Source organism: Nocardiopsis sp. NPDC058789 (assembly GCF_042745575.1).
GTDB lineage: Bacteria > Actinomycetota > Actinomycetes > Streptosporangiales > Streptosporangiaceae > Nocardiopsis > Nocardiopsis eucommiae.
Window position 1 is genome coordinate 402,114 of the sequence record NZ_JBHYOW010000003.1, and the last position, 23,026, is coordinate 425,139.

Below are 23,026 nucleotides of genomic sequence, written 5' to 3' on the forward strand. Positions count from 1 at the left end.
GGGCCTGCCGCATTCGGATTTGTCACCCCGGTACACCTTGCGGGGTTTTTCGGCACCCACGTTTTCCATCTGCATTGAGAACGATGTCAACAACGGAACCCCGCGTTGGGGAGACCTTTCCGACTCGAGACACCGGACGTTGGCGACGCCATTTCGCGTTGCTGTGGAGCAGTGTGGCGCTGGCCAGCCTCGGGACCATGACCTTCGGCCTGGCCATCCCCCTCCTGGCCCTGTTCCACACCGGGTCTCCCGTCCTGGCCGGTTGGATCGCCGCCGCTGGCATGGTGCCCCGTACCGTCCTGCACATACCCGTCGGCCTCGTGGTGGACCGCCACGACCCGCGCACCGTCATGGTCGTCGGTCTGGCCACCCGTGTGGCCTGCGTCGTGCTCTTCGTCGGTCCCGTCCTGGTGTTCGACGCGCCGGTCGTCCTGCTCGCCGTGGCCTCGGCCCTGCACGGCGTGTGCGGCACCCTGCACGCGACGGCGGGGGCGGCCGCGGTGCCCCTGCTCGTACCCCGGGACGAACTGGCCGGCGCGGCCGCCAAGAACGAGGCCCGCACCGACGCCACCCAGATGATCGGCCGCCCGCTCGGCGGTGCCCTGTACGGACTGGCACACGGGCTGCCCGCGCTCTTCGACACCGTCGTCTCCGCCCTGGGGCTGTGGGCGGCCTGGTTGCTGCCCCGGATCCCGAGGAGGGCGCGGCGCTCCGGTTCCCGGCACGGTGTCCTCAGGGAACTCTCCGGGGGCTTCCTGCTCCTGCGCTCGGACCGCTTCCTGCTGCGGTCCCTGGTCGTGTGCACCGTCACGAACGCGCTCTTCCAGTCGGTCTGGCTGATCATCATGATGACCGCCACCGACGAGGGGCTGTCGGCCTTCCTGCTGGGCGTGGTGTTGGCCGCCACCGGTGCCGGAGGGCTGCTCGGCGCCCTGCTCGCCCCGATCCTGGTCCGCAGGTTGACCCCCACCCGGATGGTGGTGCTCTGCCTGTGGTCGTGGCTGGCCCTGACCCTGCTGCTGGTGACGGCCGAGCGGGCCGGACCGACCTGGCTCCTGGCGACGCTGCCCGTGGTCTGGGGCGGCATCGGCTTCGTCGGCGCGCACATGAACGTCACCGTGGCGACGTACCACACCACCCACGTGCCCCCCGAGTACCTGGGACGGCTCACCGGTACCGTGCGCTTCCTCAGCGGGGGCGCCCTGCCCGTGGGCATGCTGTGCGGGGGCTACGCGCTGGAGTCACTGGGGGTGCACGGCACCGTCCTGCTGGTGTGCGCGGCCGTCGGAACGCTCACCCTCGCGTTCACTCTGGCTCTCGTTCTGCGCTCGGGTCAGCCTCGAACGGCACCGCGAAGGAGCCGGCCGCGCCCCCGGACCGTACGACGGGGGCCGCCACCGCCTCCAGGACCCACTCCGCCGGAACCACCTCGGCCAGAGCCCGAAGACCCGAGGCCAAATCCCGGTGCACCTGCTCAGCGCTCCGGTCGGTACGCGCCTGGACGTGGTTGAGGGCCTCGTCCACCGCGTCGCGGAGGTCGTCGACCCGGTCCTGTCCGTCCGGCGAGAGGACGTCGCGCATGCGCTCCACCGCGATCACCGCCTCGAAGACGTCCGTCCGGGCCTGACGCACGAGCTCGGAGAGGTCGTCGCCGCCCTGCCGGGACGGTCCGTGCAACCGGATCTGCGCGATGCTGCGCATGCCGATGTCGAGCCGCAACACGCTGCCCCGCACCTCCTCCAACCGGGTGCGCACCTCCCGCTCCCGGGCCAGACCCCTCTCGTGGTCGCGCAGCTCCCGCTCCCGCTCCAGGGCGTGCTCGGCGCGCCATCGCTCCACCTGGGCGGCGCGGTGCCCCGACAGGGCCGTCGCCCCCAGAGTGCTGACGGCCGTGATGACGCCGGTGATCAGTGCGACCAGCACGGTGGAGTCGAACAGGCTCAACGCGTTCCCCCCTTGGCGGCTCCCCGCTGCTCGGCTCGGATCTCACCACGCGTGCGCCGCGCCTCGGTGATCCCGCCGCCGCCCACCATGGCGCCCTCCAGGACGTCCAGGGCGGAACTCCCCTGCCCCGCGAGCCAGAGCACCTGCCCGATCCCGGCCCGCAGGCTGGGGTCGGCGTGCACGCGCCCCTCGGCCGCCGCCAGCCCCGTCAGCCCCGCCGACCGCTCCCCGACCATCAGGCGGTTGCGCGCCTCGGCCACCAGCAGGCGCGAGACCGCCGCTCCGTCACCGACCGCCTCCCGCTGCCGTGCCGCGTCCGCGTAGTGTCCGGCCGCCGCGCGGTGGTCGCCCCGCTCGAAGGCGAGGTCTCCCAGGAGAGCCGTGAGCAGCGCGCGCTCCCTCGGACCCGGTGCCGGACGGGAGCTCAGGCCCCGACGCGCCTGTTCGGCGGCCAGCGCCGTCTCCCCCCGGGTGTGGGCGACGCGGGCGGCGTCCAGGAGGTTCGGCTCGCCCTGGCCGCGGGGAGCCGGAGGAAACGGGGACAGTGCCGCGAGGGGACGGGCCAGCCTCGGATGCCGTAACAGGTAGGCGGACCCGTCGCGGTTCGCGGTCACCAGATGGCGGTCCTCCAGGGCGTGGACCATTCCGGGTGTGAGCTCGCCGTCCGGATCCTCGCAGGCGGGACGGCCCACGCCCCGGGGCCCCGCCTCGGCCACGGCGCGCAGCCACGCGTGCGGGACCTCCGGGGACACCAGGTGTTCGTGGGCCACCTCCGCCAGGACCCTCGACAGGTGCACCGTGAGGACGCGGTCGACCTCGGCGTCGGAGTCCGGTACCAGGGCGGTTCCGGTCCCGTTGGCCTCCTCCCAGAGCGCCTGCCCCAGGATCTGGAGGAGGGCGGGCTCGACGGTGTCGTCGCCGGCGCGGAGACCGCTCCCCGTCTCGCCCACGGCGCGGATCTGGTCGACGAGCCGCCCGGAGTCCCGGACCGCGGTACGCGAGCCGGCCAGGGTCAGGGAGCGCGTCACCACCTCGGTCGCGGTGCCGGGGGTGAACGGGGCCAACCCCACCTCCGCGTGCTCCACCTCCCGTTTCTCCACCAGGCGCCGGAGCTCGTCGAGGTGCTGCGTGCGCACGGTCAGCAGCAGGTGCAGGTCGGGGCGGCGTTCCACAGCGGTGAACAGCTCGTCCAGGAAGTCCCGGCGCACCGGTTCGGGCGCGGCGGAACGCCGCAACAGGAGTTCGGTCTGGTCCAGAACGGCGAAGACCGGCCGGGGCAGGCCCTGCCGGTCGGTGCTCTCGTGGGTGCGCAGGTAGTCGGTGATCGAGGTGCCCGGCCCGTGTGTGGGAAAGTCCGAGGGGCTCCACAGCGCCAACAGGGCCCTGCTGTAGGGGTTCTGACCGGGGAGTATGGCGGCGGGGAAGCTCGGGTCGAAACGGAGTTCGCCCAGGGGGAGGACGGTGCTCCCGCGATCGGTGAGCGCGGGCAGCGCGCCGGCTCCGACCAGGGAGGTCTTTCCCACCCCGTTGTCCCCGTGAAGGACGGTGAGCCGGTGGCGGCTCCAGGAACGCACCAGTTCCTCGGTCTCGGAACGGCGGCCGAGAAAGTGTCGCCGGTCCCGGGCGCGGAAGGGCCGCGCCCCGACGAACGGTCCGTGCGCGTGGACGATGGCGGCTCGTGTCATGAAGCAGCTCCCGGCCAGCGAGAATGGAGACAGCGTCTGCGTGATGAGCGCTGTCCATGGTGTCACGTCAGGGCCCGGTTTCGGGCCCTGGTGACATTCCTGTGTCCTTTTCGCCGCACCGACGACGTGTCGCCACCGAACGGTCCTACTCGGGGTCGTTGACGAACCCGGCCACCACCTCGGCGCCCGCCTCTCCGGGGTCGAGCACCGTACGCAGCGCCTCGGCTATCGCCGAACCGCCGATGCCCTCCAGGTCGCGCAACGACAGCTCACCCACGTCCACCAGCGCTGTTCCACCGGTGAACCCGTGTTCTCCCATGTGCTCGCCTCCGCGTGATAGCGGCCGCCGTTCCGCGGCCGACCGCGAACGGCCGGTGGGGTCCGCCCATTCGCACCGGCGTTCTTCGATTCGCCGTACAGAAGTTCCTACCACACACCTGTCCTTCCCTAACCTCTTCGCCTACTCTGATGAGGTTGACGAATCCCTCAGGCAACAAGTACCGACACGACACAACACCGGGACTTCTTATTGTGATGGGGAAAAGAATTCCTGGTGGGGCCTATGTGAAACCGGAGGACAACGCGTGACCGCTTCCAAAGGGACCCCCCTGGGCCAGAACCGGAACCGTTTCCCGGAAGGGCACGGCGGAAACAGATTCCCGGAAGTGTGGGGGCGTGTCCCGCCGCGCCACAAGAACTTCACCGGCCGCGACGAACAGATCAGCGCGCTCCGTGCCGGACTGCTCAATCAGGTCACCGCCGTGGTCCCCCAGCCCTCGGACCCGGTGGTCCCCCACACGCTCCAGGGGTACGGCGGGGTCGGCAAGACCCTCATGGCCGTGGAGTACGCCCACCGGTACCGGGGCGAGTACGACCTGGTCTGGTGGATCATGGCCGACCAGCCGGGCCTGGTGGACTCCGCGCTGGCCCACCTGGCGCCACACCTGGGCCTGCCCGGGCCGGGGGTGACCGGGGTCGAGGACGCCGCCGACGCGGTGCTGGAGGCCCTGCGCAAGGGCGAGCCGTACGCGCGCTGGCTGCTCATCTTCGACAACGCCGACGAGCCGGAGGAACTCACCGAGGTCATCCCGCAGGGGCCCGGGCACGTCCTGATCACCACCCGCAACCACCGGTGGGAGGGCGTGGCGGAGACGGTGCCGGTCAACGTGTTCAGCGAGCACGAGAGCGTGGAGTTCCTCAAGAAGCGCATCCCGCGCGGCATCACCACCGAGGAGGCCGTCGAGCTGTCCGAGGCCCTGGGGCACCTCCCGCTGGCACTGGAGCAGGCCGGAGCCCTCCAGTCCGAGACCGGCATGTCCACGCAGGAGTACCTGCGCCTGCTGTCCGAGCGCACCGGCCCGCTGCTGCGTGAGGGCAAGCCGCCGGAGTACCCCAAGCCGATGACGGCCGCGTGGCAGCTGTCCGTGGAGAAGCTCAAGGAGAACCTGCCCGAGGCGATGGAGCTGCTGCGCTGCTGCGCCTTCTTCGGCCCCGAGCCCATCCCCCGCGATCTCTTCTTCCCGGTGGACGAGGGGCCGATCCGTCCCGAGATGGCGGAGCTGATGGCCGACCCGATCCGCCTGAGCAAGGCCATCGGCCAGCTGGGCCGGTACGCCCTGGTCCGGCTCGACCAGGCCAACCGCACCATCCAGGTGCACCGGCTGATCCAGGCGCTGCTCCGCGAGGAGCTGGACGAGGACACCCAGGACTCGATCCGGGTCGAGGTGTGGTCCCTGCTGAGCGCGGCGGCGCCGAAGAGCTTCACGGACGCCTCGGCCCAGGCGCGCTACCTCGAACTGCTCTCCCACATGCGCCCGGCCGGGGTCGCGGAGTCGGACCGGCCCGAGGTGCGGCGCTTCGCGCTGAACATGCTGAACTTCCTCTACGTGTCCGGAAACTACGAGACCGCCAGCCGCTACGCGCGCAACTTCATCGAGAAGTGGACGGCCGACTCCGGCGAGGAGGACTCCTTCGTGCTGGAGGCCCAGGCCAAGTACGCCAACCGCCTCCGTGACCTGGGCAGGTACATCGCCTCGCACGACCTCAACCTGGCGATCCTCCCGAAGATGCGCCGCACCCTGGGCCACGCGCACCCGGAGACCCTCTCCGTGCTCTCCGGCCTGGGCGCGGACTACCGGGCGCGCGGCGACTTCTGGCAGGCCCGCGAGCACGACGAGGAGGTGCTCCGCCAGTACCAGGAGGCCTTCGGCCCCAACAACACCGCCACCCTGCGCGCCCTGTACAACCTGGCCCTGGACCACACGCTCACCAGCGACTTCGGGGGTGCGCAGAGCAAGCACGAGCGCGCCTACATGCTGTTCAAGCGCAGCGGACCGGCCGGGGGCTCGCCCACGCTGCTGGCCTTCTGGTCCGGGCTGGCCCAGGTGGTGCGGCTGTCCGGCGACTACACGGAGGCCTGCGACCTGGGTGAGGACGCGCTGGCCTACGGCCGGGAGCAGTTGGGTGTGGAGGACCCCCGCACGCTGCGCGCCCAGGTGGACCTGGCGATCGCCCGGCGGCTCTCGGGTGAGCTGGACGAGGCGCTCGAACTCGGGCAGGACGCGCACTCCCGCTACCTGCGGCTGCGCGGCATCAACCACCCGGACACCCTGGCGGCGGCGATGTGCCTGGCCAACCTGTGGCGGATGACCGGCGAGCTGGCCGGGGCCCTGGAGCTGGCCGAGGACACCGACATGCGCTACGCCCAGGCCTACGGCGCCGACCACCCGTACAAGCACGGCTGCACGAGCAACGTGGCGCTGCTGTACCGGCTGATGGGCGACCCGGCGCGTGCGCGTTCGATGAACGAGTCGGCGCTCAACGCCCTGGAGGCCAGGCTCGGCCGCAACCACCACTACACCCTGGCGGCAGCCACCAACCTGGCCAGCGACCTGGCCGCGCTGGGCGAGGCCAAGAACGCGACGCGGCTGGGCCGGGGCACCCTGCGCCGCTACCGGTCCCTGCTGGGCGAGGAGCACCCGAGCACGCTGGCCTGCGCCTCCAACCTGGTGCTGGACCTGCGCGCCGAGCACGAGACGGAGGACGCCGAGGAGCTGGCCGAGCACACGTTCACCGGCTACCTGCGTGCCCTGGGCCGTGAGCACTCCTACACCGGCGCCGCGGGTGAGGGCCGCCGACTGGTCGCGGACTTCGACCCCCCGCTGCTCTGAGCCCCCGGGGCGGGTCGCACCCCGCCCGTCCCCGGTCAGCCGTGGCGGGCGTGCCAGCGTTCCCAGTGGGTGCGGGCGGCGGCGTCGGCCGCCTCCTCGGCCGGGGCGGGGACCGGTTCGGCCAGCCACGCCCGCAGGGTGCGGTCGGTGGCGGCCAGGAACCGTTTGCCCTCGGTGGTGAGCCTGCCCGAGTCGGCCAGCGCACCGGCGGCGTCCGCCGTGGAGCGCCGCCAGTGCGCGAAGTCCGCGTGGGCCCGGGCGGACTCCCGTCCCGTGACGGCGTGCCGGTGCCTGCGCCAGAACCCGGCCACCCCCAGGTGGGCGTAGACCCCCTGGAACAGCCCCGAGGCGGGGCGCGGGTCGGGTCGCCAGGGCGCGTAGTAGCGGCTGCCGTCCTCGGGCAGGGTGAGGTCCACCAGGTCGAGCAGCGCGGAGAGTTTGGCGTGCTGCACCTCGTGGGCGAAGGTGAGGGCCAGCAGGGTCGCTCCCGGCGGGGTGGACAGCCCCAGGTTGCCGTAGGCGTGTCGGGCGGTGGCGCTGGTGTGGGCACGCCCGCCCGGCGAGGTGATGGGGGTCAGGGTGAGCACGGTGCCGGCGGTCTCGGCGGCCACCGTCCAGTGGTCGTCCACCAGCAGCCGCCAGGCCCCCTCCAGGGTGCTCCGCCAGTGGGCGAGTTCGGCGGCTCCGATCCGGTGGGCGACGAGGTCGGCCCCGGGCATGCGGTCGGGGTCCAGGTCGTCCAGGAGCAGCGTGAGGCGTCGGCCCCGGTGTTCGGCCGCCAGTCGGCGCAGGGCGTGCCAACCGGGCGCGTCCTCGTGGGGATCCTCGGGAACGGCCACCTCCGGACCGTGTCCGGTACTCAGGGTGGCCCGGCCTCCGGTGGTCTCGAACAGGGCCCGTCCGCCTCTGGTGTGGAGGACGGCCCGGCCCAGTGACGGCAGCGGGGCGGTGGGGCCGTCCAGGGGCACTTCCAGGCGCGCGTCCATCCGGCCGCGCAGGGCGGCGACGGCCGCGACCGCCGCCAGTCCGGTCACCCGGGGCCGTTCGGGTCGGTGTCCGGCCAAGGCCAACGCGGTCCGCCGGGCCCACACCCCCACGGTGGGGTGGCGCAGAACCGTCGCGACCTGCTCGGGTGCCTGTTCCTGGGCTCGGGCCAGCAGTTCGTAGGCGTTCCGGGCGCGGTCGGCGTCGGGGTGCCGCGCGGCCCGCGCCGCGTCCACGACGCGGCGCAACAGCAGGAGGTGCTTGCCGAACTGGGCGGCGCGCAGGTGGGCGGTGGCCCCGTCCCCGCCGCCGCCACGGGCGAGGGCCTCGAACACCGGTTCCGGAACCGGATCTGACATTCAGACCCCTCTCCTGATGCGGGCCACGTCCGCGGCCACGGTCTGGTGGATGTGGGTGATCAGGTGGAACAGGTCCGCGCAGTACACGGACGGGTTGAGGAAGCCGCTGCCCTCGCGGTAGCGGTGCGGGTAGAGGCCGCCGCCGCAGACCCGGGACAGGGGGCAGTCGGCGCACGTGGGGCTGAGCGCGCGGGCCCCGATCTGGCGGGCGGCCACGGCGGGCAGGTAGAGGGCGTCGTCGAAGGTGTGGGTGAAGGTGTGCAGGGGTGTGCTCGCGGCCCCCTCGAAGGCGGACTTGAGGCTGTCGACCTGTTCGACGCTGCCGTCGGTCTCCACCACCACGAGCGCGGCGGGCGAGAGTCCCACGCTCTCCGTGCGCGAGGGGCTGCCCAGGACGAGTCGGATGATCTCGTTGAACATGCGGATGTTGGTCTCGCGCTCGGTCGAGTGGTACCAGCGGTCGAACACGGACACGAGCCAGGCGCCGTAGCGCGGTTCGGTGGGCGACCACCCGGGCGGAGGTTCGTCCCAGTTGCCGTGCGGTAGGAGGAAGTCGACGCCGGGCGGGTCGTACTCCAGCAGGTGCTCGAAGGTCGTGACCGGGTCCGACTCCAGGTCGATGGTGGTGAGCAGGCCCGCCAGCAGGCGGCCGTCGCGGTCGTTGAGCCGTTGGATGCCCGCGCGCACCTCGGCGTGGGTGCCCCGCCCGTTGGCGCGGGTGCGGTGGCGGTCGTGGTCGGCCTCGGCTCCGTCGATGCTCACCCCCACGCGGATGCCGAGCTCCTCGAACAGATCGAGGAAGTGGGAGTCGATCAGCACGCCGTTGGTCTGCATGCGCAGCGCCACGTGGACGTCGGGTTCACAGGCCTTGCGCAGGGACTGGACGGTGTGCCTCAGGTGGTCGAGGCCGACCAGGAGCGGTTCACCGCCGTGGAGGACGACGTCCACCCGCTCGCGTCCGTGGGCGCGGGCGTGCTCCGCGATGCGTTCGGCGACGCGGTCCACGGTGGGCCGGGCCATGCGGCGGGGCTGCGACCGCCAGCTCTGGTCGGCCATCTCGTACATGTAGCAGTAGTCGCAGGCCAGATTGCAGCGGCTGTGGATCTTGAGGATGAACTCACGAAAGGGCGTGGGCCGCCACCCCTGACCGAGGAGCGCGTCGACGTCCATGCCATCGGGCCATTCGGGGCGTCTTTCCGGATCGGTACTCCGTGCCACGCGGGCGACCTCCTGGGATGACGGAAAGTGCGTAACCCAGTTGGATTATCGCATTTGTCGTTCTGTGTACTCCCCGTGGGTATCCACGCGCCTCGTGCCTGGACAGTCCACTCCCACCCCGCGGTGCGGGTGCCCTGGCCCGGACCTCCCTCGCCCGACACCGGCCCCCTCCCGCCGCCTCCGGCGATTCTTCCCGACCCACGGACCCCAAACACCGCACGCCTTGAGAAAATGACCGATTCCGGCCAGCGAAACGGCGATTAGTTATTACCGACAGAGAGCACGACCAATCCCACCGATACACCCACCCGTTATGATTCCGTCGCTTTTGCCCACCCTTTCTCCCCCCGCTTCACCGCTCCCCCAGCAACACCAGGGAAAAACGCGTCCATTACCGCGTCCGAACACGGTCGGGAAGGGTCTGGTTTTCGACGTTTTCCCATGCGAGGGCACCTGCCGGGGTTACCCTGATGCGGTTCGGCCATCCGCATAACGTTCGGTGACCATGACATGACCGAGAGACTCCTGCCCGCCATCTCCGCCTGCCTCGACTGGGCCAGCGAAGCCGATCCCCCACCCGCGCTGGAGGAGCGGGACCTGGCCCTCCTCCTCAGCGTCCACCGCGACACCGGGGCGCACGAACCCGGCGACTGGACCGTGGACGACGTCCACGACGTCGCCGCCCACCTGCGGGACCGGGACACCCTGCCGGACAGCCTCCGGGACAGCTGGCTGGCCTGGTGCGACCACCTCGTCTCCTCCGGAGGGCTGCGGTCGGCGGAGAGTCCGCGCCGTCTGCGCGCCGCGATCGAGCGCATCGGTCTGACTCCGGGTTCCGCACGACCTCCCGGCCACGATCCCGTGGACGACGCCGCCTCTCCGCTGCTGGCTCGGCTGGGGTTCCTGGAGGGCACCGAACCCGCACCGGTGCTGCCCTACGTCCCGGAGTCCCGGGCCGAGCTCGACGCCCGGGCCCTGGCCTGTCCGCCCCTGCACCGAGCGGCCCGGCTGTCCGCGTGGGTGGCTCCGAGGCGTCTGCTGCGCCCCGGAACGGACCACGACGAACTCGGCGCGGAGGAGACCGCCCAGGCCGCGCGCGACCTGGACCGCACTCCGGCCGAGGTGCGGTTCCTGTTCTCGGTGGCGCGCTCGGCGGCGCTGGTGCGCACCACCTACCTGCACGTCCTGCCCGGCCCCGCGGCGACCGCCTGGGCCGAGGACCGGCCCGGCGCGGCCGCCGACGCGTGGGCGGACGCGCTGACCACCATGGTCGCGCTCCCCGGTGCCGCCCCGTTCCTGCTCCTGGCCGAACTGTTCCTGTCCGGGCGTGCGCACACCCCCGCCGAGCTGGTCGGGGCCTGCGGCCCCGGCGCCCTGCCCAGCTCCGAGGAGCCCGAACAGCACGTCCTGCGGGCGCTCGAAGCGCTGGCCGACCTCGGCGCCGTGGAGGGTGTCGGAACGGGGCGCTACCGGAGCACCGGCCTGGGCGACCACTGCGCCGCCCGGCACCTGCGCGACTCCGGTGTCCGGGTCCCGGTCGTGCCGCCGCTGGACGGACTGGACGCGAAGGGACTCCTGGACCTGCTGGATCGGGTCCGACCGGTCGATGTGGAGGTGCTGCTGGACCGCTGGCTCGCGGACCGGCCGCCGAAGGAGGCCGCGCGTGACCTGGTGGACGCCGGTCTGCCCACGTTCGACGACGACCCTGAGGCCTTCGTCCTCGCCGTGGCCGCCGACCCCTCCGCCGAGAGCGTGATGGCCCGCGTCGGGGCGTGCCCCCTGCGGAACACCGCCGTCCGGGCTCGGTAGGAACCGCGTCAGCCCTTGACGACCAGCTCGTAGGCAAGGAGGTCGACCCCGGGGACGGGGGTCCAGTCGCGTTCGGGCAGGCGGACGAAGCCCTGGGACTCGTACAGGCGCTGGGCCCCGGTCATCACCGTCCGGGTGCAGAGCACCAGACGGGCCACCCCCTCCGCGCGCGCCCGGTCCACGAGCGCGCGCACGAGGGCGGCCCCGACCCCGGACCGCCGGGCGGAGGGATCCACCGCGAGGGCGCGGACCTCGGCCTCGTCGGGGCCCCGGGCGATCTCACAGCGCGGCCCCCAGGGAACGAACACGACCGTGCCCACCACACGGCCCTCCGTCTCGGCCACCAGGACCTCGTCCCCGTCCTCCCACCCGAGCCCCCGCAGGGTGTGGGCGTACACGGGACTCGCGTCCAGGAGCCCCTGGTGCTCGTAGGCCAGGACACGGAGGGCGCCGACGGTCTCCCGTTCGGAGGGCGGCGCGGTACGGATCAGCATGAGCGCATTCAACCAACCCGGCGCGCACGTTCTCCACGGGTCCCCCGAACGTTCGTCCGCGGTTGTCCACAGGCCCTCAGCAGAGGAACCCGCGTTCTCCGATGATGGATGTGTGGCGGCGTCACCTCCCGGTGGTGCGGGGCGCGGCCACTCAGCCCCCGGGAGAGAAGCGAGGACGCCATGACCGTTTTGCCCACCGTCGACGACGCCGTCCGTTCCTGCCTCGACTGGGCCGACGGGGCCCGTCGTGTCGACCCACGATTCCTCACCCGCCTCCTCACCGTCCACGGCCACGTCCGATCCGACCCGGGCGACTGGGACCGCGACGACGTGACCCGGGTCATGCTCACCCTGTCCGCGGGAGGCCCTCTGCCGGAGGACTTCCGCGCCACCTGGCTGACCTGGTGCGACCACCTCGTGGACCAGAACCTGCTGGGACCGGAGGAGAGCCCCCGCGCCCTGCGCGCGGCGGTGGAGGCCGTCCAGCCCCTCCCCCACGACCAGGCCCCCTGGTCGGTCACCGAGGACGGCGCACCGTGGTGGGGGCGGCTCTGGGAACCGGAGGACCTCCCCCGGGTGCACCTCCCCCCGGCCGGGCTCGCCGCTTCCGCCGCTCGGGCCTGCCCCGACCTGGAGCGGGCCCTGCGCCTGGCCGCGTGGGCGGACGGGGGCCTGCCCCTCAGCGCCGCCGTCGAGGAGGAGGCGCTCACCGAGCACACCGTGGCCGAGGCCTCGGCGCACCTGGGGGTGGCCCGGGAGGAGGTGGCCAGGCTGTTCGGGGTCGCGCTGCGCGCCGGGTTCCTGCGGGCCACCTACACCGAGGTCCGTCCCGTCGGCGACGCCCGGGACTGGGAGGACGACACCCGCGTCGCCCTCGCCTGGGTCCGGGCGCTGCCCGCGATGCTGGCGGAGCACGGCACGCTCGGTTCCCGGGTACTCGGAGAACTGTTCACCTCCGGAGGGGTGTGGACCGTCCCCGACCTGGTGGCGGCACTCGCACCGTGGCCGACCCCGGTTCCCTCCGTCCCGGCCCCGCGGGAACCGGGCCCGTGCCGGTCGGCGGCACCGCAGACCGCCGAGGAACGGGTCGCGGCCGTGGTGCGCTCGCTGGTCCGGGTCGGGGCGGTCGAGGCTCGGGCCGACGACGGACTTCGGATCAGCCCGCTGGGTGACCAGGCCATGGCGCATCGGTGGCGCCGCTGGGGGATCGCCCTGCCCGGATATCCGCCGACCTCGCACATGGACGCACGAGAGCTGCTGCTCCAGCTCTGGGAGGGCCGACCGGTGGACATCGAGGTCCTGGGGCGCGACTGGCTGGCCGAACGCGGGCCACGCGACGGTGCCCGAGAGCTCCTGGAGGTCTGCGCCGAACTCGGCTCCTGGCGCCAGCGGCTGGACGTCTTCCGGCTCCTCGCCGGGAGGGAGGAGGAGCTCCATGGGGTGTTCGAGGACTACCGCGACCACCCCGTGCTGGGCGGGTGGGTCGCGCACGCCAGCGACGAGCCCGGCCGGGTGCGGTTGGAACAGCTGGTGGTGGTCCTGCTCGACACCTACGCGCTGCGGGTGGAGCTGGGCGCTCCGCTGCCCTTCGACGCCCCGGTCTGGCGTGACCCGGAGACGGTCACGCGGCTCATGTGGCGCTCGGGCCATCCGGCGACCGACGGCGTGCTGACCGCGATCGCTCTGGGGGCCCTGGGCCCGGAGGCCGCGAGGGCCGCCCGCCGCGCCCGGTTCGGTACGGTCGGTGTGGGCCCCTGACCAGTGCCCGCGCCTCGGATCCCCCTCACGTCCCGCCCCGCCACCCCGCCGCGCGAGGCCGGTGACGCCCCACCGCCCGCCGCGCGAGGTGACGGTCCGGTGCCGCTGGCGGCGCCCTGGGGAGGGTGGGGCGGGTGGGGCGGGTGGGGGCCGCCGTGTCCCGGAACGGTAGCCTCGGGACGCCGTGCCACCGTCGAAGGGTCACCACATGAGTCGCAACGTGCTGGTCACCGGCGCCGCCAGGGGGATCGGAAGGGCGGTGGCGACCGCCTTCGCGGAGGGCGGTGACCGTGTCGCCGTGCACTACGGTTCGCGTCGCGAGGAGGCCGAGGCCACCGTGGCGGGGTTGCCCGGGGAGGGGCACGTGCTGGTCGGGGCCGACCTGCGCGACCCCGGGGCCGCGGCGGCGGTGGTCGAGGAGGCGGTCGAGCTCCTGGGCGGCGTGGACGTGCTGGTCAACAACGCCGCCGTCAACCTGCCGCATCCGGTCGCCGACACCTCCTACGAGGAGTGGCGGCGGGTCTGGCGCGCGACCGTGGACGTCAACGTGTTCGGGGCCGCCGACCTCTCCTACCTGGTCGCGTGGCACATGATCGACCGGGGCCGCGGCGGGCACATCGTCAACGTCGGTTCGCGGGGCGCCTTCAAAGGCGAACCGGACCACGCGGCGTACGGGGCCAGCAAGGCCGCGCTGCACGCGCTCGGTCAGTCGCTGGCGGTGGCCCTGGCACCGCACGGCATCACGGTGGCCTCGGTGGCGCCCGGGTTCGTGGAGACGGAGCGGGTGTCCGCACGGCTCACGGACGGGGTCCGGGCGCAGAGCCCGTTCGGTCGGGTGGCCGCGCCGGAGGAGATCGCGTCGGCCGTGCGCTACCTCGCCTCGCCTGAGGCGGTCTGGTCCTCGGGGGCGGTCCTGGACGTCAACGGCGCCTCGCACCTGCGTTGAACCACGAATCCACACTACGGTTTCCGGAATTCCAGCGCCTGTACTCTCGGACAGGTCGTTAACGGAACCAGAAGCTGGGTTTTTCTGCCGAAATTTCCGTTATGCCCTGCGCCCGGCCACCCCGATCGGCCGCGTTCTCCCCACGATGTCCTCGAAAGCGCTCCACCGCCCCCGGTCCCGCTGTAAAAGTGAGAGAAACTCAGAGCGAGGAGAAGTCGGGGGCACAGATGTCAACCCACCATCCGGAGGCGCCGTCCCAGCGCAGGTTCGCGGCCCGTCCGGTGTCCCTCCTCCCCATCGAGGCACTCGCCGACAGGGCCCTGTCCAGCGACCTGCTGCGCTCCGCCGTCGACCTCGCCCGCTGGTGCGGCCCGGTCACCCCCGTGGACGTGGACGGCGTACCGGACCCGCAGGACGTGCGTACGGCGATCGAGAGGTGCGGCCTGTGGCCGCGTGCCCTCGACCGCACCCCGGAACGACGTGCGGCCTGGGCCGACGGGATCACTTCGGCGACCCAGGCCGAGGACTTCCTGGCCGCCTGGCGCACGGCCCAGCACCTGGGCATGATCGAGTGCGAGACCGGCCAGGCCCGCCCCACCCCGGACCTGGAGCGCTGGCTCGACTCCCCGGGCCGGGTGCTGCGGTGGTGGACGCTGGCCTTCCACTCGTGCGTCGAACAGTCCCTGCGCGGTATCGCGGGGCTCGAACCCCAGACCACGCTGGCACGCCTGTACGAGTCACCCAACGGTGCGCGTGTACCCCTGCGCCTGGTCACCCAGGAGATCCTGCCCGCCCGGGAGGCGCACTACCTTCCGGCACGCTGCCCCGCCTGGAACAGCGTCCGGCTGACCCGGGCACTGTGGCGGCTCAGCGACACCGGAGCGATCTCCCTGGGCTGGTACGGTCCCCGTTCCGACGGCGCCGGAGCGCGCACACCCCGCGCCGCGCCGTCCTGGGTCCAGCTCACCGACCTCGGTCGCTTCGGGATCCGGCAGATCCTCCTGGCCGAGGAGCAGTCCGCTCCCCTGACCGAGGAGTTCGTCCGACTCGACGCGGACGAGTTCCTGGACGCCCTGGCCGACTTCTCACCCGACGGCCAGCTCGTCGCCCTCACGGCCTGGCTGGACGCCCGTTCCCCCGAACAGGCCCTCCGGGAGATCGTCACCGTCTCCTCCGGGCCCGGGCTGGCCCTGCGCCGGTGGAACGCCACCATGGCGCTGGGCACCATCAGCTCTCGGGTGGAACCCCAGTTGTACGCCCTGCTCCGCAGCGGGGACCCGACCCTGGCCGGTCTGGCGTCCGTGGTCCTGCTGGCCTCGCGTATGCTCTCCGAGCCCGAGCGGGCGAGGCTGACCGCCCAGTTCGGCCACTGGACCGCCATCGACATGTTCGCGGCGGCCACCTGCCTGGGTGAGACCGGCCTGAAGTCGTTCCTGGTCTCCGAGGCGGCCGAGGGCATCGACCGCTTCCTGCTCGACGACGTCACCCGGCTGTGGCGGCCCGAGCACCCCGACACACGCTCGGTCCTGCGGCTGCTGGGGCAGCACCACCCGGACCCGTCGATCGCGGCCAGGGCGCGGGCCGCCTCCGCCCACGCCCCGCCCCGCGCCGAGGGCTCCTGAGCCAGTCCTAGGCGACCGGGACCTGCTCCTGGCCGTTCTGTTCCGCCCGCTGCTCCTCCCTGCGGCGCCTGCGCCGCAGCACGACCAGGCCGAAGAAGAGCGAGGCGACCATCGTCGCGGCCATGATGGCCAGGAATCCCCACGGCCCGACCAGCGGACTCACGATCAGCGGGATCGCGGCGGCGGTGACCAGACCACCGCCGAAGAACGGCTCGAACACCAGCTGCTTGTACCCGAACGCCGGGTAGGCGGGGGTCCTCACCTCGGGGTCGACCACGCGCATGAGCACCATGCCGGTGGCGGTGACGCCCAGGGACTGGCCGAACTCACCGATGCCGCGCTCGAACCAGTAGTTCGGCATGATCCTCGGCGCGAGGAACAGGAAGGCGAACAGGCACCAGAGGATGCCCGCGACGGACAGGATCGCGAACGTGGCGATGTTGTCCGCGATGGCCTGGAGGGACAGGGTCGCCATGGCGGCGATGACCAGCACGTCGAGCGACAGGCCCTGGATCCGCTCCACGGACTGCTCGTCCACGATGTCGTTGCGGTCGAACCGGTCGATGAACAGCTGCACGATGATGCCGCCGATCATCGCCAGCGGGAACAGCGGGACGTAGGCCATGATCTCGATGCTGTCGGCCCACACGACCTGCTCGACCCACTGGAGGCCCGACAGGATGAGCTGGCCGATGATCACCGCGAGGGCCACCAGGCCGAAGTGCAGCGTCAGCGGGTCCATGGAGGAGGGGTGGACCGTCATCATCGAACCGGGGGTGCGCTTCTCGGGCTCGACCAGGCCGGCCTGCTCGCGGTCCGTGCCCTTGCTGTCGGAGCTGATCACGCTGGTCTTGCCGCGACGGGCACCCCAGTTGATCAGGATGATGCCGATGACGACGCCGGAGAGCAGACCGACGGTGGCCATGCCCAGCGCCAGGTCCTGGCCCTCGGCCCAGCCGACCTGTTGGAAGGTGTCGCCGAGCCCCGCGGCGGTGCCGTGTCCGCCGAGGAAGCCGATCTCGATCAGCGCGCCGGAGATCACCGGGACGCCGAAGAACGGCGCCAGGACCAGCAGGGCGAGCAGCAGACCGATGACGTACTGACCGCTGGCCACGGTGATGCCGAAGGAGAGGTTCGGTCCGGCCAGGTCGATCGCCTCACGCATCTTCGGCATGCGTTTGCCCAGGAAGAGGCTGGCGAAGACCACCGAGATCAGGAGGCCGGGCAGTGAGGACCACACGGACATGATGTCGACGCCGAAGAGCCCGCCCTCGGCCGCGCGCTCCGCGAACCCGACGGCGATGCCCTGGTCGGCCAGCAGCCCCATGGCCCTGCCGAAGAGGTCGGGGCCGAGCAGGAGCGCGATCCCCCCACCGATGATCGAACTGGGCAGGTACAGCTTCTGGGTCAGCTTCCACCTGACGCGGACGAGCTTGGAGACCAGAAGCAGCACCCCCAGAAGGAGCAGTGCCAGACCAACGGTGTTAGGGGACATGTCTACCTCTCAGTACGGTCCCGTGGCGTGCGGGGGCACGACAGACGTGCCTCAGCGCGCACGGAACCCGAAGAGGGCACACGGACGCACGGGGGCTGTGGCTGGGTGGTGGATCGCGACCGACAGTGACCGAGTGACGCGAACGCAGGGGGAATCCTACACACGGTCACGCGGGCTCCAGGACCACCCTCGACCAGCCGGACCAGTGCTGTTACCCAGCAGTAATCTTCGCCCCGGAACGCTTCATTCCCTACAGGAATCGGGGGGAAATCGGGAAACACCGTGGTTGGCGCGTTCACGCACCGTCAACCTCCTCGCACCCCGCGCCGGGGTCGCCGTGCACTACCCGATACGCACGTGCTCCACACACAGTGACCACCCGCTGTCGCGGTGAGGATGATCATGCTCCGTCCGTACGCGCGCCCCCTCCGTACCACCCCGGTCCGAAGAGCTCCCCGGCCGCCTCGCACAGCTCCCGGTGACGCTCCTCCTCCGGTCCGACCAGACCACCAGGCTCCTCGCTACGGTCCCCGGGCACCCGGCTGCCCCGTTCCTCCGACCCCACGGTGACGCCACCCCCTCCTTCCAACGGGGTCAGTCCCAGAGCCCGACGGACGGCCTCCACCGTCCCCGGGCTCCCGTGCGGCCAGGTCTCCCACCGGCCCCGGCAGCGCCGCGACAGCGCCCGGCCGACCTCGGTGGTCGCGCCGCCGAAGACCGCCCCGAGCACCTCCGCCTCCCGCAGCGCACGCAGCACCCGGCCCGCCGTGTCGGGTTCCCCCTCCACGGAAGGCTGGTGCCAGGTGACCGCCGAGACCAGCCACCGCGCGCCCGTCGGCGGTTCGCGTCCCTCGGCGCGATCCGCGAGCAGCCGTCGACCCTCCACTCCGGTGCTGGTCCCCCAGGGGAGGTCGTTGAGCACGCACGCCAGGGCCCACCGCGTCCGGGCCCGTCCTGACCGCACCCGGACGAGGGACGCGCTCTCCGGGGTCGGCCACCACAGCGCGGCGTCCTCCGTTCCCGCCCAGGCCTCCGCCAGCGCGGCGAGTCTGGTCTCCGTGTCGAGGCCACGCCAGACCCCCACTTGGTCGGACGGCGCGACCCGGCCCTGGTGAACGGTGAGGAGCCCCAGGACGGCTCCGGCCTCCAGCCAGACCCTGGCGAGGTCCCCGTCGCCTCCGGCGACCCGGGTGAGGCGCTGTCTCCCCTGCTTCATGAGGAACCCGTCCCGGCGCAACCTGGGCGGGCGTTCGGTGACCGCGTCCAGGAGCCGCGCGTCCGCTCCGGCCAGGGCGGTGAGGGCGCGTCGCGCGCCCTCGGCCACGTCGGCGCCGCCGCCGGGCGTCATCTGGTCCACGGGAACGCCCACCACCGGCCGCGGCGCGGGTTCGAACGGCCAGGGATGGGCGCCGCGGACCGCCAGCGCCACCTCCTTCGGCATCACGAGCCCGTCGCCGGGACGATCCGGGGGCAGCAACAGGCCGTGCTCGAACATCCAGTCCAGGTCCGGGTCTCCGGTCCCCTCCGCCGGGACGTGGAGCGGTTCTCCCTCCGCCCTCGTGAGGAACGCCCGCGCCTCCGTCCCGAGGAAGGCGTGGTCCAGCAGCAGGTGGGCGACGTCGTGCCGCGCGGCGTGCCAGAGCTCCAACACGCGTTCGGGTGCGCCCAGGACCGCCTCGATCCCGCCGGTCAGAGCGCCCCGGCCCTCAGTGGGGTCCAGGCCCAGGGTCAGCGCGATCCGACGGACACCGGCGAGGTCGAGCTCACCCAGTCCGGAGCGGACCGGTGGCGGCACACGGGGCAGACCGAACTGTGCGAAGGCGTCGTCGGGGAGGTGGTAGCCGCCCCGGCCGTCCGGCCACAGCAGTGCCAGCGCCACGAGATCGGAGACGGTCTCCTCCGCGCGGACCCGCGCCAGGCCGGGGCGGTCGGCGTCCACCCTCGCCAGCAGCGTCTCGTGACCCACCGGACCCGGCACCCTCTCCCCGGTCGGTCCGTCGCCTGCCGGAGGCGCGCCGAGGCGGTCGCGGTCCTCCACCGCGCCGACCGCCGCGTAGAGCACCTGGTGGTGGGCGAGGGTCAGCCGCTCGAAGGCACGCGGGCGGTAGGCCAGGATCGGCAGCAGGTGCAGGAGGGTCTGCGGGGTGGCCCGGGCGTAGCGCACCACCCCCTCGGCGAGGGTGGCGAGGAGGTCCGCGACCCCTTCGGCGGTCATCGAGCGGACATGCGACTCCAGCGCTGCGCGACGGTCCATTCCCTCAGCCTAGACAGCCCACGTCCACGGCACCGGATCCGAACGGCGTTCTGTGGACGACCAGCTCCCGGGTTCGTACCGATCTGCGGGAAACCGCCCCGCCGCCCCTCGCGGGAGCGGTACAAGAGGAACTCACGAAGACCTGCGGAACACTCCCCCGGACCAAGGTCCGCAGACGAACACCCGAAGAGAAACCGGGAGCGGACATGCCCTCTCATGACCCGTCGAACCCGGAGCACCCACCCCTCGCCGCAAGGCCCGTGTCACTGCTCCCCCACGACGCACTCGCCCGCATGGCGCTGGACTCCCCGCTGCTGTGCGACGCCCTCAGCCTGGCCCGGTGGAGCGCCCCGGGCACCCCGGTGACCCGGCACGGTGTGCCCGGCATCGACGACGCCCGGACCGCCATCACCCGGTTCGCGCTCTGGCCGCCCGACCTCCCCAGCCTGGTCACCGAACGCGCCACCTGGCTGGGCGGCCTCCACTCGGTGGCCGAGGTCGCCCACTTCGTCGTCCCCTGGTCCGCCGCGCTGCGCCTCGGTCTGGTGGAGATCGACAACGAACGCGCCCGTCCCGCCCCGGGGCTCGAACACCGGGTCCGCGACCCCGAACAGGTCCTGGGCTGGTGGTTCCAGGAGTTCGAGCACACCATCGAGCACGCCCGCGGCGACCTCGCGCCCACGGACCCGCCCGTCCCGGGCACCACCGGCCCCGACCTGCTCCCCGGAGTACTGCGCCACCTCTACGAAGCACCGGACGGCTCCCGCCCGGACCTGGACACGCTGGCACGCGAGGCGCTGCTCGCCCCGCCGCCGCCTCCGTCCAGAGCCACCGACCTGTTGTTGCACGTCCTGTGGCAGCTCTCCGACACCGGGGCGGTCACTCTGGACCACCGCCCCACCCGCGCCTCCGGGCCGGACCGCCACGGTCACTGCACGGTCGAACTCACCGCGCTGGGGCGGTACGGGGTCCGCCGGCTTCTGTTGGAGGTGGGGATCCACGCACCGCTGGTGGACACCCTCGCGGGTGCCGGGGCCGCTCGGTTCCTGGACGCGCTGTCCGTGCTGCCCGTCGAGGAGCGGCTCGCGGAGGCGGGACCGTGGCTGGAGCGGCGCGGCCCCGCCGAGGCGCTAAGGCAGATCAGCGAGGTCGTCTCAGGGCCGGGCGTGGCCCTCCGCCGCTGGGTGGGCACCCAGGTCCTCAACACCACCAGCTCCGAGCTGGAACCCGAACTGCGTTCCCTGCTCCACTCGCCGCGCCCCGCCGTGGCCAGTATGGCGGCGGTGGTCCTGCTCTCCTCGGGGATGCTCACCCAGCGCGGCATCGACCGGGTCCTGGGTGAGCACGGGTCGTGGGTGGTGATCGACGTGATCGCGGCGGCGCTGACACCGGACAACGCGGACCTCCCGGAGTTCCTGTCCGCGCGGGGCGCACCGGACGTCGAGCGGACCGTGCTGGCGGACCCCGACCCGGTCCGTCTGAGGGCCCACCCGGACACCCTCCCGGTCCTGGACGCGCTGGCCCGGCACCACCCCGACGCGGACACCGCCGCCCGGGCGTGCGACCTGGCCCGGCGGCTGCGCGACCAGATCTGACCGCCGAACCCCATCTCGAGTCCCGGCGCACCGGGGAGTCGACGAGCGGCGCGAACTCCTCGTCGGGGGTGTGCGGGGTCACCGACCTGGTCTCGTGGTCGAGGTCCGTCCGACCGGACGCAGGTCGAGCGGTTCTCCCTGAGCGCGGCCCCGTGACCCCGGGTGCCACCAGTACGGCCGCGGACCGGTCGGGAGGTGTTCGCGGTCCCTTCCCACCGTCTGGCACCGACGGCCCGTGTCCACCCGCTCACGGGACCGGAGCCCGGGCTCTACTGGGCGTCGACGTAGACCCAGGCTCCCTCGTGACGCAGGAACCGGCTCCGCTCGTGCACCCTCGCGGACCGACCGTCCTCCCGGTAGTGGGCGCGGAACTCGACCACGCCCTCGTTGTGGAAGGGGGTGCCCTCCTCAGTGGCAAGGATCTCCAACCGGACCCACTCGGTGTCCGTGTCCAGCCCGACGTCGGCCGGACGGGTGTCCGGGTGCCAGGACCGGAGCAGGTACGCCTCGTCACCGACGGCGAAGGCGCTGTACCGCGAGCGCATGAGGTCCTCGGCGGTGGCCGCCCTGGCGGAGCCGTCGTGCAGCCTTCCACAGCACTGGCCGTACGACCTCGTCCTGCCGCAGGGGCAGGCGTGGTCCGCGGGCGGGGGCGGTTGGTGACGTGGGGCGCGCTTCGACATCCCTCCATTGTGGCGGCTGCCCGGGACCTTGGCGGACGCCGACGGCGGGCGTCCGTGCCGGGAGAGGGTCCGACACGGGCGACCGACCGGACTACGGTCCGGGATGGTGGGGCTGGCGGGGGTCCGGGGGCGGGAGCGAGCGGGGCGGAGGTCCGTCATCGGGAGCGGGGCGTGGACGAGGGATCGGGAGTACGTTTCCTGTTCGCGCTTCGTTGTCCATCCAAGGGAACCGTACCCAGGACACCGGTGCGCATAAAACCCGAAAACACCTTTTCCTCGCGCCGCACCCTTTATCGACGCCTCATTCCGGCGGATCCCAGGAACGGTTCCAGGAGGTCAGGACCGGACGCCCGTGTTCCGTTCCGAGTGTGCTGACGGAGCCGGTGTCGAGACGGAACAGCGCGCCCCCGGAAGGCGGCAGACCCAGCCTCCTCGCGGTGAGCACACGCAGGAGGTGGCTGTGGGCCACCAGGGCCACATCGCCCCGCTCCAGCGCGGAGGAGAGGTCGTGGAGCACCCGGTCGGTCCGCGCTCCCACCTGCTCCGGGTTCTCCCCGGGAAACCCCTCCGATCCCGGGGGCACCCCGTCGGTCCACAGGTTCCAGTCGGGCCGCTCCCGGTGGATCTCGCGGGTGGTGATCCCCTCGTAGGCACCGTAGTCCCATTCCACGAGATCGGAGTGGGTCCGGGCGCCGCCGAGACCGGCGAGTGCGGCGGTGCGCACGGCTCGGCCGAGGGGGCTGGTGAGTACGAGCTCGAACCGGTGGTCCGCCAGCAGCGGGCGGACCGACCGTGCCTGCCGCTCACCCTCCTCGGTCAGTGGCAGGTCGGTGCGGCCGGTGTGCCGTCCCGCCCTGCTCCACTCGGTCTGTCCGTGCCTGACCAACACCAGTGCGCCCATCCGGGCTTCCTGCCCGGTACACGGTCAGCACATTCCCCCGTGCGCGAAAAGCCTCCGGAGTCCACGGAGGAAAAGGCACGCGAATCCTAACAAAAAATGACCTCTGCGC

The 23,026-nt window shown here is 72.4% G+C and carries 16 protein-coding genes; 7 read left to right on the plus strand and 9 right to left on the minus strand.

The genetic code is table 11. The features are described from left to right. Window positions 1–173: 173 nt before the first annotated feature. Window positions 174–1,511 (plus strand): MFS transporter, encoded by a 1,338-nt coding sequence (locus tag ACFW3L_RS05965; protein ID WP_378736861.1) that lies wholly within the window; start codon window positions 174–176, stop codon window positions 1,509–1,511. Window positions 1,512–1,940: 429 nt separating this feature from the next. Here the strand turns inward: ACFW3L_RS05965 and ACFW3L_RS05970 are convergent, their stop codons facing one another. Continuing rightward, window positions 1,941–3,629, minus strand: a complete 1,689-nt coding sequence (locus ACFW3L_RS05970) for an ATP-binding protein (protein WP_378736863.1) — start codon at window positions 3,627–3,629, stop codon at window positions 1,941–1,943. Between the two features lie 145 nt (window positions 3,630–3,774). Further along, entirely contained in the window at window positions 3,775–3,948 is a 174-nt protein-coding gene (gene fxsA, locus ACFW3L_RS05975; protein WP_378736865.1) for an FxSxx-COOH cyclophane-containing RiPP peptide, read from the minus strand. A 346-nt stretch (window positions 3,949–4,294) separates the two neighbouring features. Between fxsA and fxsT the strand changes: the two genes are divergently transcribed. Then, window positions 4,295–6,799 (plus strand): FxSxx-COOH system tetratricopeptide repeat protein, encoded by a 2,505-nt coding sequence (fxsT, locus tag ACFW3L_RS05980; protein WP_378736867.1) that lies wholly within the window; start codon window positions 4,295–4,297, stop codon window positions 6,797–6,799. Window positions 6,800–6,834: 35 nt separating this feature from the next. On the opposite strand, the gene ACFW3L_RS05985 is transcribed toward fxsT, so the two are convergent. Together ACFW3L_RS05985 and ACFW3L_RS05990 are read right to left on the minus strand one after the other, a co-directional pair. Beyond that, complete coding sequence (locus tag ACFW3L_RS05985; RefSeq protein WP_378736869.1) at window positions 6,835–8,142, minus strand: HEXXH motif domain-containing protein; 1,308 nt, start codon at window positions 8,140–8,142, stop codon at window positions 6,835–6,837. Beyond that, window positions 8,143–9,312: an FxsB family cyclophane-forming radical SAM/SPASM peptide maturase gene (locus tag ACFW3L_RS05990; RefSeq protein ID WP_378736871.1), complete on the minus strand. Its 1,170-nt coding sequence runs from the start codon at window positions 9,310–9,312 to the stop codon at window positions 8,143–8,145. A 558-nt stretch (window positions 9,313–9,870) separates the two neighbouring features. Here ACFW3L_RS05990 and ACFW3L_RS05995 point away from each other — a divergent pair. Next, window positions 9,871–11,169 (plus strand): hypothetical protein, encoded by a 1,299-nt coding sequence (locus ACFW3L_RS05995; protein WP_378736873.1) that lies wholly within the window; start codon window positions 9,871–9,873, stop codon window positions 11,167–11,169. An 8-nt stretch (window positions 11,170–11,177) separates the two neighbouring features. Here ACFW3L_RS05995 and ACFW3L_RS06000 read toward each other — a convergent pair whose 3' ends face one another. Beyond that, window positions 11,178–11,663, minus strand: a complete 486-nt coding sequence (locus ACFW3L_RS06000; RefSeq protein WP_378736875.1) for a GNAT family N-acetyltransferase — start codon at window positions 11,661–11,663, stop codon at window positions 11,178–11,180. Window positions 11,664–11,843: 180 nt separating this feature from the next. On the opposite strand from ACFW3L_RS06000, the gene ACFW3L_RS06005 reads away from it, so the two are divergent. The 3 genes from ACFW3L_RS06005 to ACFW3L_RS06015 all read left to right on the plus strand — a co-directional run bounded on the left by ACFW3L_RS06005 (window position 11,844) and on the right by ACFW3L_RS06015 (window position 15,989). Next, entirely contained in the window at window positions 11,844–13,421 is a 1,578-nt protein-coding gene (locus tag ACFW3L_RS06005) for a hypothetical protein (protein ID WP_378736877.1), read from the plus strand. A 208-nt stretch (window positions 13,422–13,629) separates the two neighbouring features. Beyond that, window positions 13,630–14,367 (plus strand): SDR family NAD(P)-dependent oxidoreductase, encoded by a 738-nt coding sequence (locus tag ACFW3L_RS06010; RefSeq protein ID WP_378736879.1) that lies wholly within the window; start codon window positions 13,630–13,632, stop codon window positions 14,365–14,367. Between the two features lie 227 nt (window positions 14,368–14,594). Continuing rightward, a complete protein-coding gene (locus tag ACFW3L_RS06015) occupies window positions 14,595–15,989 on the plus strand; it encodes a hypothetical protein (protein WP_378736881.1) in 1,395 nt (464 codons plus the stop codon). A 7-nt stretch (window positions 15,990–15,996) separates the two neighbouring features. Here ACFW3L_RS06015 and ACFW3L_RS06020 read toward each other — a convergent pair whose 3' ends face one another. Continuing rightward, window positions 15,997–17,484: a sodium/glutamate symporter gene (locus ACFW3L_RS06020; RefSeq protein ID WP_378736883.1), complete on the minus strand. Its 1,488-nt coding sequence runs from the start codon at window positions 17,482–17,484 to the stop codon at window positions 15,997–15,999. Between the two features lie 400 nt (window positions 17,485–17,884). Then, window positions 17,885–19,738: a hypothetical protein gene (locus tag ACFW3L_RS06025; protein WP_378736885.1), complete on the minus strand. Its 1,854-nt coding sequence runs from the start codon at window positions 19,736–19,738 to the stop codon at window positions 17,885–17,887. A 260-nt stretch (window positions 19,739–19,998) separates the two neighbouring features. On the opposite strand from ACFW3L_RS06025, the gene ACFW3L_RS06030 reads away from it, so the two are divergent. After that, window positions 19,999–21,333, plus strand: a complete 1,335-nt coding sequence (locus ACFW3L_RS06030; RefSeq protein WP_378736887.1) for a hypothetical protein — start codon at window positions 19,999–20,001, stop codon at window positions 21,331–21,333. Between the two features lie 269 nt (window positions 21,334–21,602). On the opposite strand, the gene ACFW3L_RS06035 is transcribed toward ACFW3L_RS06030, so the two are convergent. Together ACFW3L_RS06035 and ACFW3L_RS06040 are read right to left on the minus strand one after the other, a co-directional pair. After that, window positions 21,603–22,016 (minus strand): YchJ family protein, encoded by a 414-nt coding sequence (locus tag ACFW3L_RS06035; protein WP_378736889.1) that lies wholly within the window; start codon window positions 22,014–22,016, stop codon window positions 21,603–21,605. Window positions 22,017–22,317: 301 nt separating this feature from the next. Beyond that, on the minus strand, window positions 22,318–22,917 hold the full coding sequence (locus ACFW3L_RS06040) for a histidine phosphatase family protein (protein WP_378736890.1): 600 nt from the start codon (window positions 22,915–22,917) through the stop codon (window positions 22,318–22,320). Window positions 22,918–23,026: the final 109 nt, after the last annotated feature.